The organism is Halovivax asiaticus JCM 14624 (assembly GCF_000337515.1).
Lineage (GTDB): Archaea > Halobacteriota > Halobacteria > Halobacteriales > Natrialbaceae > Halovivax > Halovivax asiaticus.
Genome location: NZ_AOIQ01000015.1, coordinates 1 through 13529 on the forward strand (window position 1 = coordinate 1; position 13529 = coordinate 13529).

13 protein-coding genes are annotated in these 13529 nt (G+C 66.2%); 11 read left to right on the top strand and 2 right to left on the bottom strand.

Annotated features, from left to right (window positions below):
- Nucleotides 1-1232: Hvo_1808 family surface protein (locus tag C479_RS09625; protein WP_152415865.1), on the bottom strand; the 1232-nt coding region annotated here is incomplete at its 3' end.
- 239 nt (nucleotides 1233-1471) lie between these two features.
- On the opposite strand from C479_RS09625, the gene C479_RS09630 reads away from it, so the two are divergent.
- The 9 genes from C479_RS09630 (at nucleotide 1472) to mobB (ending at nucleotide 11835) form a co-directional block, all read left to right on the top strand.
- Nucleotides 1472-2044, top strand: a complete 573-nt coding sequence (locus C479_RS09630; RefSeq protein WP_007701551.1) for a cysteine hydrolase family protein — start codon at nucleotides 1472-1474, stop codon at nucleotides 2042-2044.
- Nucleotides 2045-2108: 64 nt separating this feature from the next.
- Entirely contained in the window at nucleotides 2109-3062 is a 954-nt protein-coding gene (locus tag C479_RS09635; RefSeq protein ID WP_007701553.1) for a dimethylarginine dimethylaminohydrolase family protein, read from the top strand.
- A 159-nt stretch (nucleotides 3063-3221) separates the two neighbouring features.
- On the top strand, nucleotides 3222-4484 hold the full coding sequence (locus tag C479_RS09640) for a P-loop NTPase (RefSeq protein WP_007701556.1): 1263 nt from the start codon (nucleotides 3222-3224) through the stop codon (nucleotides 4482-4484).
- Between the two features lie 258 nt (nucleotides 4485-4742).
- Nucleotides 4743-8282 (top strand): molybdopterin-dependent oxidoreductase, encoded by a 3540-nt coding sequence (locus C479_RS09645; RefSeq protein ID WP_007701576.1) that lies wholly within the window; start codon nucleotides 4743-4745, stop codon nucleotides 8280-8282.
- Between the two features lie 2 nt (nucleotides 8283-8284).
- Nucleotides 8285-9478: a 4Fe-4S dicluster domain-containing protein gene (locus tag C479_RS09650; RefSeq protein ID WP_007701579.1), complete on the top strand. Its 1194-nt coding sequence runs from the start codon at nucleotides 8285-8287 to the stop codon at nucleotides 9476-9478.
- 2 nt (nucleotides 9479-9480) lie between these two features.
- Nucleotides 9481-10479, top strand: a complete 999-nt coding sequence (locus tag C479_RS09655; protein ID WP_007701581.1) for a TorD/DmsD family molecular chaperone — start codon at nucleotides 9481-9483, stop codon at nucleotides 10477-10479.
- A gap of 14 nt (nucleotides 10480-10493) precedes the next feature.
- On the top strand, nucleotides 10494-10748 hold the full coding sequence (locus C479_RS16085; RefSeq protein ID WP_049907229.1) for a DUF2061 domain-containing protein: 255 nt from the start codon (nucleotides 10494-10496) through the stop codon (nucleotides 10746-10748).
- Entirely contained in the window at nucleotides 10745-11359 is a 615-nt protein-coding gene (gene mobA / locus C479_RS15875; RefSeq protein WP_007701588.1) for a molybdenum cofactor guanylyltransferase, read from the top strand. Before C479_RS16085 ends, mobA begins: the two co-directional genes overlap by 4 nt.
- Nucleotides 11356-11835 carry a molybdopterin-guanine dinucleotide biosynthesis protein B gene (gene mobB, locus C479_RS09670; RefSeq protein WP_007701591.1) on the top strand — a complete coding sequence of 160 codons (480 nt, stop codon included), beginning with the start codon at nucleotides 11356-11358 and terminating at the stop codon, nucleotides 11833-11835. Before mobA ends, mobB begins: the two co-directional genes overlap by 4 nt.
- Before the next feature lie 65 nt (nucleotides 11836-11900).
- Here the strand turns inward: mobB and C479_RS09675 are convergent, their stop codons facing one another.
- Entirely contained in the window at nucleotides 11901-12365 is a 465-nt protein-coding gene (locus C479_RS09675) for a PaaI family thioesterase (protein WP_007701593.1), read from the bottom strand.
- Nucleotides 12366-12543: 178 nt separating this feature from the next.
- Here C479_RS09675 and C479_RS09680 point away from each other — a divergent pair, with 178 nt between their 5' ends.
- Entirely contained in the window at nucleotides 12544-13062 is a 519-nt protein-coding gene (locus tag C479_RS09680; RefSeq protein WP_007701595.1) for a winged helix-turn-helix domain-containing protein, read from the top strand.
- A gap of 1 nt (nucleotide 13063) precedes the next feature.
- Entirely contained in the window at nucleotides 13064-13516 is a 453-nt protein-coding gene (locus tag C479_RS09685) for a hypothetical protein (protein WP_007701598.1), read from the top strand.
- The last annotated feature ends 13 nt before the right edge of the window (nucleotides 13517-13529 follow it).

Consider the following 13529-nt stretch of genomic DNA (forward strand, 5'->3'; position numbering starts at 1 on the left):
ACGTGGCCCTGCGGTTGCATGTAGCCACCCATGACGCCGAACGCGGCCCAGCCGTCGGAGATCGGCTGGTCGTACCGGAGATCACCACTCATCGTGAGAAACTCGTTCGCGGAGAGCACCGACGGTTCGTCGGTGACCGTCCCGTCGGCGAACATCGAGACGATCGTCCCCTCGCCCATCGTCAGGCGGGAGACCGAGTCGTTGATCGCGAGCGGTGACCACTTCTCGGACGACCGATCCTCGATATCGAGGTCGATCGGTTCACGGTCGGTGCCCGGGTGGATGATCTCTGAGGCGCTCGCCGGGACATCGCTCTCGTATCGGGCATCGACGGCCGCCCAGCCGCCTTCGTCGTAGACGTGTTCGACGAAACTGGGTCCTTCGTCGTAGGGCATGAACATGGAGAAATATTGCCCCCAGGAGACGCCCTCCATTCCCGGCTGGTCCGTCTCCGGCACGAGGCAGGTCCACTCGGCCTGACACCGCTCCGTGTATTGTCGATCGACGAAGGAGGCGTCCCCTTCGACCAGGCCGTTGACAGCGACGTCCTTGTTCGTCGTCGACCGATCGAAGTCTTCGAGGCCGAAGAGCTGGTCCTGCAACGCGTGGACGAGCTCGTGTGCGAGCGTGTTTTCGTTCACTTCGACCGACTCGAGATCGTTCGAAACGAGGACGATCTGGTCGGTACTCGGCTCGTAGTACCCCGCGACAGAGCCGCCGTAGAGTTCTTTGTAGGCCTCGACGGCGTCGCGCTCTCGATCGACCATGAAGAGCGCCTCGTAGCGGACGTTCTCGAGCAGTTCGTCGCGCTCGGTGATGTTTCCGAAGAGGACGCCGGTGTCGTTCTGGAACTCCTCGCGGGTGATGACTTCGACGTCGGGCGTCGTCTCGAACGTTCGCTCGCGGATCGTCTCGACGCGGGCCATCGACCGGTAGACGACCGCCTGAAGTTCCTCCTCGGGGACGTGGGCGCCGTCGCGGTCGTCGACGGGGAGGGCGTCGTCGTACCAGTAGCCGTCGACGTACCCGATCGTCTCACTCGTCGTGGGATTGTCCGGTCGATCGTCGGTCTGTGCGGCGATCGGTGGTGTCGCTGGTGCGATCGTCTCGCTTGCGGCGGGTTCAAATGCGCCGGAACTGGTGGCCGGTGACTCGTCGCTCACCGCCGTGGCCGCGGCCCCGGTTGCCGGTCCCACTGCGAGCGGGACGACCAGCGTGACGGCGAGAAGCACGGCGAGAACACGAGTGCGTGTCGGGAACATCGGTATCGATACGCACAGGTTCTGTCGGCGTCGGCTTAAGAACCTCGGTCGATCGACAGATCGCTAGACGACCGGCCTGCTGAGCCGGGAGTGACGGGTCGAGCAGATGCCAGTGCCAACCGAGCAAACGTCGGTGCCAGATCGAGTAGACGGCGGTGAGGGACTGCGTAGACGTAACAGTCATTGATCGGACACGCCTACACGCGCGTATGGAACTCGATCCGGACGAGACGGCGGTGATCGTCGTCGACATGCAGAACGACTTTGCCCACCCCGACGGCGCACTCTACGCGCCGGGCAGCGCGGACGTGACCGAACCGATCGCCTCGCTCGTCGAGCGAGCGGCGGACGCAGGCGCGTCGGTCGTCTTCACTCGGGACGTTCACCCGCCCGAACAGTTCGACGACGCGCACTACTACGACGAGTTCGATCAGTGGGGCGAACACGTCGTCGCGGACTCGTGGGGCGCCGAGTTCGTCGCCGGGCTCCCGGCCGACCGGGCGGATCACGTCGTCGAGAAACACACTTACGACGCCTTCCAGCGGACCGAACTCGAGGGCTGGCTCGCCGCCCGCGGCATCCGTGACCTGCTCTTCTGCGGGACGCTCGCAAACGTCTGTGTCCTCCACACAGCGGGGAGCGCTGGGCTGCGTGACTTCCGACCGATCCTCTTAGCGGACTGTATCGGCGCCATCGAGGACGACCACCACGAGTACGCCCTCGAGCACGCCGAGTGGCTCTTCGGCGAGGTCCACGGGAGCGACGCGGTCTCGTTCGCCTGAGGTCGCGGCTTCGATAGCGGGTCGAACCGGAACCGTTATTCTCGGCTCTGAAGAGTCTCGAACAATGGCTGGAGACACGGTCCGCGTCGTCGACGAGGGCGAATCACTGCCGTTCACGGTCTCGGACTGTGCCGATCGGCCCGGGTACGATCGAATCCTTCTCGTCCGGCCGACGCACTTCGACGTCACGTACGAAATCAACCCGTACATGGGCGGCGACGTGAATCGAGAGCGAGCGATTGAGCAGTGGCGGACGCTCCGGGACGCCTACGACCGCTACGCCGACGTCGCGGTCCTCGACCCCGACGACAGCTGGCGGCGCCTCGACACCGGCGGTGGGGAGACGACTGCGACGGCCGAACCCGCCCGCCCGGCTGCCCACCCGGATCTCGTTTTCGCGGCGAACCTCGGCGTTCCGACCGCCGACGGCGACGGCTTCGTCCTCGCGTCGATGGCCACAGAGGAGCGCCAGGGCGAACCCGCGTACCTCGAAACCTGGGCCACGGATGCGGGCTACGAGATCTTCGACGCCCCCGCCGGCACGTTCGAGGGGGCCGGTGACGCACTTTGGCATCCCGGTAACCGTCTGCTCTGGGGCGGCTACGGCGTCCGAACGGATCGTGCGGTCTACGACGACCTGGCCGACCGGCTCGACGTCCCGGTGCTCGTGCTCGAACTCACGGACGACCGCTACTACCACCTCGACGTCTGCCTGACGCCGCTCGACGAGACGACGGCGCTGATCCAGCCCGAGGCGTTCACCGACGACGGCCTCGCCCGGATCGAGGCGGTGTTCGAGACGGTCCTCGAGATCCCCGTCGAGGAATCCCGCGAAGGGATGGCCGGTAACGCCCACTGTGTCGACGGCGAGCACGTGCTGCTGCCCGCCGGGAATTCGGAGACGGAGGCGATCCTTCGGGATGCGGGATACGAACCGGTTCCCGTCGAGACGGGCGAATTCGAGAAGGCAGGCGGCTCCGTGTTCTGTCTCTCGCTCGAACTCGGGACCCTGGACTGAGCCGGTATTCTCGATCCCCGGCGACCACGGATCTGTGGACCCGGCGCAGGGAACGTCAGACGGCGGTTAGCCGACGCTGGCCTGCTATCGAACGCGGCGGTTCCCAGCGCCTGGGAACGATGGGCAGGTGAAAAATTCACACACATCGAACTCGAACGCATGGCGCCACGAACCGACGACGAGATTCGCCGAGCGGTTGTCGACCAGCTTCGAACGGTCGAGCTGCCGGGTGGAGATCCGATCGCCGAGGGGATCATCGAAACCGTCCGTGCCGACGACGGCATCGTGACACTCACCGTCGCGTTCGATCGACTCGACCAGCGGACGGCCGAGCGCGTCGCTGATCAGCTCCGGGGCGCCGGTCTGTCGACGGCGGGCGTCGACCACGTCCGGCTCGAAGCCGTCGACGCCGCGGCGCCGGCGTCCGGGCTGGCGATCACCGGCGTCGATTCCGTGCTCGCGGTCGCCAGCGCGAAAGGCGGCGTCGGAAAAACGACGGTGACGGCCGGCCTCGCTCGCGCGCTCCATGCCGCCGGGCTCGACGTCGCGGTCTTCGACGCCAACGTCTACGCGCCCGACCTCCCGGACCTGCTGGGGGTGACGGGTCCGGTTCCGCAGACGCCCGCCGGCCGACTGCAGCCGGTCGACGCCGACGGGATCGAGGTCGTGAGTCTGGAACTGATCGCCGACGATGGGCCGACCGCCTGGCGCGGTGCGATGGTTCACGACGTCCTCACGGACCTCGTAGAAGATGCCGCCTGGGACGACCGGGACGTGCTTCTCGTCGACCTTCCGCCTGGGATCGGCGACGCCGTCTACACGATCGTCCAGCAGGCGCCCCTGGACGGCGGATTGTTGGTCACCACGCCGACCGATGCGGCCGTCCGGGCCGCCGAACGGACGGGTGCCCTGTTCGCGGCGAACGACGTCGATACGATCGTGGTTCCGAACATGGTCGCGACCGACGCGGACCGCGGACCGTTCGACGACTGGGACGGTGCTCCCCGGATCGATGCTGCGGCCACAGCCGCGCCGGTCCCGTTCGATCCGTCGCTCCGGGAGCCGACGGCGCGTTCGTTCGCCGACCCGACGACGCCCGGCGCGCGGGCCATCGCCGCCCTCGGCGAGACGGTCGCTTCGTTCCGCGAGGAGAGGGCCGGGCCGCAGCCGCTCGCCGACGCCATCGACCTTCGGGGGTTGCCGCCCGCCGCACGCAGGCGACAGGCGATGGGCGAACTGGGCCGCGAAACGGCGATTACGCTCCGTCTCCGTCACGACCCGTCGGCGCTGGTCGCGGACGTCGAGGCGGCCCTCGAACGGGGTGATCGTCGCCTCGCGGAAACGACGGCGACCGATCTCGGGCGGGACGGCTGGCGCCTCGATCTCGCGGCCGAACCGGCGGAACCGCCGGTGCTAGAGTGACGCGAGACCGGTCGGCGCTGGAACCGACAGTCGGTGGAGCGGCCGACCTTCGATTACCGTCAATATAACCATCCACTATATCGAGGTTTTCGCCCCCGTCGTCCCCGGGAAATGGGAACCGTCGGACGACGTTAATTCCTTCCTGTTGAAGCGTGGGATGTATGTTGCACAGGCGATCACAAACCGACCGACCCGACCGTCGGAGCGTCGCGCGGCTGGTCGCTGAGTCCATGGGTGTCACCATCGCGGGGTGGGACCATGGGTGAGGATGGCGAGCTCGAACTGAGCCGCCGGGAACTGGGCGCTGCGGCCGCGGGAACGGCCGTCGCGTCCGGTCTCGGGATCCTGGGCTACCGTCGACTGACGCGTGAGGGGGACCCGGGCGAGGACGGTCCGATGAACCCGCTGGCGGAGTACCCCAACGAGGGGTGGGATCAGAAGTATCGCGACATCTGGGAGCCCGACGACTCCTTCGTGCTTACCTGTACGCCAAACGACACGCACAACTGCTACCTCGAGGCCACCGTCAAGAACGACCAGATCACTCGTCTGGGTCCGTCGATGAACTACGGCGAGGCGATGGATCTCGACGGGAACCAGGCCTCCCAGCGCTGGGACCCGCGGGTCTGTAACAAGGGGCTGGCGATGGTCGAACGGTTCTACGACGAACGTCGGGTCAAGGCCCCGATGGTTCGCGAGGGATTCATGCAGTGGGTCGAGGACGGCTTCCCCCGCGACGCGGACGGCTCGATGCCCGAAGCGTACGCCAGGCGCGGTGAGGACGGCTTCGTCGAGGTGTCCCACGAGGAGGCTCACGAACTCGCCGCGCGGACGTTCCTCGAACTCGCCGAGTACTACAGTGGTGAGGACGGTACGGAGTCGTTGCTCGACCAAGGCTACGACGAACGGGTCGTCGAGGAAACTCGGGGCGCCGGCGTCCGGACGATGAAGTTCCGGGGCGGCATGCCGCTTCTGGGCGTCATCAAGCTGTTCGGCCAGTATCGAAACGCCAACTCGATGGCGTTGCTCGACAACCACGTCCGCGACGTGAGCGAGGACGAGGCTCTGGGCGCGATGGGACTGGATAACTACTCCTTCCACACCGACCTGCCGCCGGGCCACACGATGGTCACCGGCCAGCAGACGGTCGACTTCGACCTCGCGAGCATCGAGTACGCCGACCACATCGTCCTCGACGGTATCAACTACCTGACATCGAAGATGGCCGACTGTCACTGGTTGACCGAGGCTAAACTCAAGGGGTCGACGGTAACCGGGATCTTCACCGACTACAACGCGACGGCCTCGAAGTGCGACGAGGTCGTCACGGTCCGGCCGGCGACGGATTCGGCGCTGTTCCTCGGGGCGGCGCGCATCCTCATCAAGGACGAACTGTACGACGAAGCGTACGTCCGCAAACATACGGACCTGCCGCTTCTGGTCCGGCTGGACGAGAACGAACTCCTCCGGGCGAGCGACGTCTTCGAGGGATACGAACCCGATGACCTGGAGAAGACCGACGCCGTGGCCGGCGATGGAGACAGGCCCGGGGTCGACGTGACGGACGTCGACGAGCAGGTCATTACCGAGGAACTACGGCGCGAGTGGGGCGACTTCGTCGTTCACGACGCCGACAGCGGCGCGTTCGAACCGGTTACCCGCGACGATATCGGTGACGACTTCGAGGTGCCCGCGACGATCGAGGGCGAGTTCGAGATCGATCTGGCCGACGGCGAGACGGTCCGCGTTCGGACCGTGTTCGATCTGATCAAAGAGTCCCTGGTCGAGACGTGGGATCTGGCGTCGACCGCCGCGGTCACGGGCACCGATCCGCAGGCGATCGAGAACCTGGCCCGGGACTTCGCCGATAACCAGCAACGTACGATGCTCCTGACCGGGATGGGGCCGAACCACTACGCGAACGCCGATCAGCACGGCCGCGCCGCGTTCCTGCTCGCGGCGCTGACGCGAAACGTCGGCTACCGGACCGGGAACGTCGGCTCGTACTCCGGGAACTACCGGATGGCGTACTTCAACGGCGTCAGCCAGTACGCCAACGAGGACCCGTTCGATCCGGAACTCGATCCAGCGGCACCGGCCCGGACCGACAAGCGCTGGGACGCCCACTCGGCCCACTTCTACACGAACCTCGATAAGCCGCTGACGGTCGACGGCGAGTACTTCCAGGGTGACTCGCACATGCACACGCCGACGAAGTCGCTCTGGGTGTCGGGGTCGAACTCCATCCTCGGCAACGCGAAAGGGGCCTACAAGATCATCGAGAAGGCCCTCCGGACCGGGCGCATCGAGGCCTTCTTCACCAACGAGTGGTGGTGGTCGATGACCTGCGAGTACTCCGACATCGTCTTCCCGGCGGACTCGTGGGCCGAACACCACGTCCACGACATCACCGCCTCCGTCACGAACCCCTTCATCACGACGATGCCGGAGACGGAGATCGATCGGATATACGACACCAAAAACGACGCGCAACACTACAAGGGCGTCGCCGAGAAACTCGCGGAGTTGACGGGGGACGACCGCTTCGCCGACTACTGGGCCTTCGTCGACGAATCGGAGTACCGGGCCAAGCCCTACCTCCAGCGCATCCTCGATCGCTCGAACGCCGTCAAGGGGTACGACATCGAGGACTTGCTGGCGGACGCTCGCGAGGGGACGCCGGCGATCATCATGACCCGGACCTACCCCAAGCACGTCGGCAACGAGCAGACGCGGGACAGTCGGCCCTGGTACACGAAGACTGGGCGGCTGGAGTTCTTCCGCGAGGAAGCGGAGTTCGCCGAGGCCGGCGAACACATCCCGCTCCACCGGGAGCCGATGGACGCGACTCCCTACGAACCGAACGTGATCGTCGACGACAGCGACAGCCCGGTGGTCGCCCCCGAGACGCCGGACGACCGCGGCTGGGACAGCGCGGCGACGGCCCGGGACACCAGCGACCGGCAGGTGCGCAACGTCGTTACCTCGCCGTCGGAACTGGTCGAGAGTACCCACCCGCTGACGGTCCTCGACGAGGGCTACGACTACGTCTACATGACGCCGAAGTACCGCCACGGGACCCACACCTTCGGGAGCGATCTCAAGCAGATGGCGGTCTGGTGGAGCAATTACGGCGACATGGGCCGCGAGACGGAGCGCGACTCCTTCGACGAGCGCAAGCCCTACGTCGGCGAGGGTTTCGTCGAGATGAACCCCGAAGACGCCCGCGAGGAGGCCCTCCAGGACGGCGACTACGTCTGGGTCGACGCCGATCCGTCCGATCGGCCGGTCCCGGGGGGCGACGCCGCCGACCCGGACTATACGCGCGCGCTGATGCGAGTGCGGTACCAGCCGAGCCTGCCCCGCGGGGTGACCCGGAGCTGGATGAACGTCCCCCAGACGTCCCACAAGTCCTACGGGGCCACCCAGGAGCGCGATGACGGGAAGGCCGAGGCCGAGGACACCAACTACGTGTCGATGTACCGCCAGGGCGGCCACCAGTCGGCGACGACGACCTGGCTGCGCCGAACGTGGCTCACCGACTCGATGGCCCGCAAGGACATGCTCGGACAGAACATGGACGTCGGGTTCGAGCCGGACGTCCACGCCGCCAACGGTGCACCAAAGGAGTCCTTCGTGCGGATCGAGAAGGCCGAGGACGGCGGTGTGAACGAGGCCGGCGACCCCGGGGGCAACTGGCGACCGGTCGACGAGGGCGTCCGGCCGACCCGGGAGGACGACCGAATGACCCGCTACCTGCGGGGCGATTTCACGACCGAATCGGAGGGAGGTGACTAACGATGGCAACCGTCTACAACTGGCAGATCGGCCGCGAGATGGAGTATCCCTACCCGGAAGCGCGTCCGGAGAAACAGTGGGGCGCCGTCTTCGACCTGAACAAGTGCATCGCGTGTCAGACCTGTACGCTCTCGTGTAAGACGACCTGGACGAACAACGAGGGCCAGGAGCACATGTTCTGGAACAACGTCGAGACGAAGCCCTACGGATCGTATCCCCTCCAGTGGGACGTCGAGATCCTGGATCGACTCGGCGTCAGCGAGTGGAGTTCCGACGGCGTCTACGAGGGTGATACGATCTTCGAAGCCCGCGACGTAGACTGGGAGGACATGGCGGTCGACGGCGATCCCGAAACCATGCACGCGAAGGGGATCGAGGGGTATCGTCCCGAGAAGCGCGACTGGGCGCAACCGAACCTCGGCGAGGACGAACCCGCCGGGAAGGCCGTCGAATCGGATACCCACATCGACGGCGACCACCATCCGACGTGGTTCTTCTACCTGCCGCGGGTGTGCAATCACTGCACGTTCGCCGCCTGCGCCGGCGGCTGTCCCGTCCAGGCTATCTACAAGCGCCAGGAGGACGGTATCGTCCTGCTCGACGAGGACAGCTGCGAGTCCTACACGGAGTGTGTCAGGGCGTGCCCGTACGGCAAGTCGATGTACAACCCCGTCGAACTGAACTCCCAGAAGTGCGTCGGCTGTTATCCGAAAGTCGAGCAGGGACGCGTTCCACAGTGTTTCGAGAACTGCCTGGGCAAGATCCGGATGCATGGGTGGGTCAACCGACCCGACGAGGCCGACCCGTCGGCCCCGGTCGATTATCTGGTCCACGAGGCCGAAGTCGCCCTTCCGCTGTACCCGCAACTGGGCCTGGAGCCCAACGTCTACTACATCCCGCCGATCAACGTGCCGACGGACTACTTGACGCAAATGTTCGGCCCGCGCGTCGAGGACGCCCAGGAAACCTACCGGCGCGCTCGTCGCGGCGACGAGGAGTACCGAAAACTGCGCGCAGTTCTCCACCTGATGGGATCGACCGAGTGGCGCATCGAGGCGTTCGAGGTCACCGAGGACGAAGCGATCGGCTACGACGCCGACGGCTCGACGGTCGCCCGCGTCCCCATGACGGAACCGCAGTACGAACGCGAGCGCTTCGATGCGGACAACGACGTCTACCGACTCGACATCACGTAACCATGTCAGATCCGACCCTTCCCACCTCGAAACCCGACGCGTCCACGGGCGATCCGGATCGATCCGGCGCCGACTGTGACGAGTCAGCGCCCGAGACCGGGCAGTCGACGTTCGAGTCTGGCGAGTCCACGCCCGAACCCGGCCAGTCCGCGTCCGAACCTGATCGGTCGACCACGCCATCATACCGGTCCACGACTGCGGCCGAGCACGTTCACCGCGCACGCCTGTACAAACTCGTCTCGCTAGCCTTCGACCGACCAGGCGAACCGCTCGCGGCGGCGCTGCGTTCTGAAACGTTCGCCGAGCAGGTACGCGAGTCGGCGACCGCGCTCGACGGCGCGACCGAAGCGGGGACCGAGGGCCGCGACCTCGCGGACGACGCGACGGCCGTCGCCGAGGCGAGTCCAACCGAGTCCGCCGGCGTCGACGACCTCGCCGCGGACTGGGCCGCGCTGTTTGGCTTCGAAGCCGGCGGCGACGTCTCCCAGTACCAGGCCGCCTACGCGCCGGGGACGCTCGTCACGAACACGGACCTGCTTGCCGACATTGCCGGCTTCTACGCTGCGTTCGACCTCTCGACGGCTGACGACGGGTCCGAACGCGTCGACCACCTCTGCCTCGAACTCGAGTACGTCTCCCACCTCGCCCTGCAGACCGCGTACCTGCTGCGTCGGGGCGACGACGCCGGCGTGGAAGTCGTGGCCGGGGCCCAGGCGGACTTCCTCGAAGATCACCTCGGCCGCTGGACGGGCCGGTACCGTGACGCGGTCCGGGCAGACGCAGATGCCGGATTCTACCCGACGCTCGCGTCGCTGGTCGAGACGCTGGTCACGGCCGACCTCGACCGGTTCGATCGCGATCCGGATCCCTATCCCGAGACGCCGCCGGCACCCCTCGCCGAGCGCCGGGACGACGAGGGCGATTTCCGGTGTGGGACCTGCGGGGTCGCGCCGTCGCCGCCTACCGCACCGTCGGAACGCTCTCCACAGGACCCGACCTGATATAGTTCAGACGCATGTCATCACTACCTTCAGCCGCCGGCGTTTCACGGGCCGCGCTGCAGGCCCGCTCACGAACGCTCGTCAAGACGGTTGTCTACCGAATTCTGATGGTGATCGTCACCGTCACCGTCGCGTTTTTCGTCACCGGAAACGTCACCGACGCGGCGACGATCGGCCTCGGGACGAACGTGGTGAAGACGGGCACCTACTACGGCTACGAGCGCGTCTGGGCGCACGTCGACTGGGGGCTCGCGGAGGGGGTATCGTGACGACCGGCATCATCCTCGCCGGCGGCAGATCCCGTCGGTTCGAATCGCGGGACAAACTTACGGCGACCATCGCCGGCCGACCGATGATCGCCCACGTCGCGGCGGCCCTCGACCCGGTAGTCGACGGTCTCGTCGTCTCCTGTCGGGCCGATCAGGTGCTTGCGCTCGAAGACGCACTCGGGCGGAAGTCACAGTCGATCGCGTTCGTCCCCGATCGCGTTCCGGATCGGGGACCGCTCGGCGGGTTCGCGGCAGCGACCGAGGCCACCGCGAGTCGTAACGTGGCCGTCGTCGCCGGCGACATGCCGCTCGTGACTCCGTCAGTCGTCGAGGCGTTGCTATCGAATCACGCCCGTGAGTGCACCGTCCCGGTCTCGATCGAGGGAGCAGTGCAGCCGCTCTGTGCCGTGTACCGTCGGCGGCCGGCCGGAGACGCAGCCAGGGCGGCGCTCGATGCCGGCGAGCGCGCCGTTGCGACGCTACTCGACCGCCTTTCGGTCGAAACGGTCGACGGTATCGCCGCGCAGAACCGACCGGGTCCCTTCTTCGACGTCGACACGCCGGCCGACCGCCAGCGGGTCGCGTCCCTCCTCGCAGGTGGTGTGGCGTGAAGGTGCTGGGGATCGTGGGGCACAGCGACGCGGGAAAGACGACACTTCTCGAGCGACTCGTTCCCGCGTTCGGTTCGACGACCCGCGTCGCGACCGTGAAATCGATTCATCACGACATCGAACTCGACACGCCCGGCTCGGACACGCATCGGCACGCGACGGCCGGTGCGGAAACCGTCGTCGGGATAACCCCCTCGCGGACGTTCGAGATCAGGCGGCGTCCCGGGGGCGGTGAGTCCGCGGCGAAACTGTTCGCGCTTCGGAATCGCCTGATCCGACTTCGGGAGCGCGACTACGATGTCGTCCTCGTCGAAGGGTTCCACCGCGCTCGGTGTCCAAAACTCGTCGTCGGTGAGCGAGTCCCCGACGAGACGGCACCGAGGGTCCTCGCCCACGTTGCGGGACCGGATGCCCTCGACGTCCAGGCGCTCGTCGCGACGGTGCTGTCGGGAGAGGCGGACGAACGAGACGGGTGACTGCGGGTGTGTGCGGGGTCCGTCGGACAGCACTCCGTGATACGTCGCGGCGAACCGGACCGGCGTCACTCTCGGAAGATCCGATACGATCCCTGGCCGCTCGCGACCTCGTGGGTCTCGCCGTCCGGCGTCGTGCTCTCGACGGTAATCTTGCTGACGCCGACCGTCGAACCCACGCGGATCACGTCGGCCGTGGCCGACAGGTCGCCCGTGGCCGGCCGCAGATAGTTCACGTTCAGGTTGATCGTCGCCACGCCGGTCTGAACGGGGCTGTCGAACTTCGTCCGCAGGACGAGTCCGCCGACTGTATCGACCATCGTGGCCGCGACGCCGCCGTGGATGTCCGCCCGCCGACCCGATTGCCCGCCGTTCGGGCGACTGTTCGTCAACTTCTCGTCGTAGGGAATCCGGAGCGTCATCCGTCCGTCTTCGACGTGCTCGACGGTCATGCCCAGCCAGGAGAGAAACTCGTGCTGTTCGTCGATGTGGGCCTGCAACGTCTCCCGCATCGCGTCGTACTCGTCGCTCATACCACCTCGTCCGTCGGGCGCACTCTTGGATTCTGCGTTTGTCCGATTCGACACGTTGAACGCCGTTTCTTCGTCTTCGAGGACTCGAGACGTCGTCGGAACGAGTGCAGCACTCCGAACGCACTATTTTGAATCTTACCAAAAAATACTACTCTACTGGGCGCCAAACGGCGAGTGTATGCCCTCCAGTTCGGACGCGCACGCGGCGAAACTCACCCGTCTCCGTGACGTCGCCATGACTGTCAGCGAACCGAGAAACGCGGGCGAGATCGCCGAGGCGGCTGAACTCTCGCCGAATACCGCTCGAAAGTACCTCGATCAGCTCGTCGAGACCGGTATCCTCGAAACCGTCGACGTCGGACGTGAAACGCGCTACACCCCGGATCGAAAACGTCAGTATCTCGACCAACTCCGCGAGTCGATCGAGACGTACTCGAAAGACGCCCTCGCGAACGAACTCGACGCGATCAGGGACGATATCAACGACTACCGTCTGACGTACGACGTCGAAACGCCGGACGAACTGCGTGCGAGCGTCGGCGACGACGGCGTCGACGCGGCCGATCGCGAGCAACGCATTCGCGACGCCGAAGACTGGACGTACTTCGAACGGCGTGCGACCATGCTCCAGGAGGCGATCACCCTCTACGACTCGCTCGACGCGACCGGCCGTGACTGTCCGGGTGTCTCGGCGTAAAATGGTGCCCGGAGTCCCCGGCGACACGCACCTCGACCGGTTCGAGATTCACAAGCGGTTTCGAAACCGACTCGAGCGTGCGCCGTTCGTCGAGCACGTTCAGGCACGACCAAGCCCGATGCGACCGACCCATCTCGTTGCGACGATCGACGCGACGAGCTGGTTCAGGGCGGACTATCGGTCGGACACGGCGAGCCTCGAGGTCGAGTGGCGGCCTCGCGACGGACGTGACTGGTTCCGGATTCAGTACGCGGAAGCGAGCGCGGACTGGTCCTGCGGATGGCATCAGGACGGCACGCACGAGGATGTCGGTCCGAACCACTTTCAGGTTGATTCCGCTGACTGGGACGAGTCACGGCGCGAACCCTGTGCGTTCGACGATTCGAACCCGATGGCGGTACTCGAGTCGTGTCTCCAAACGCTCGAACGACGGGTCCCGACGCTGCCAGAATGAGTTCGAGCGATAT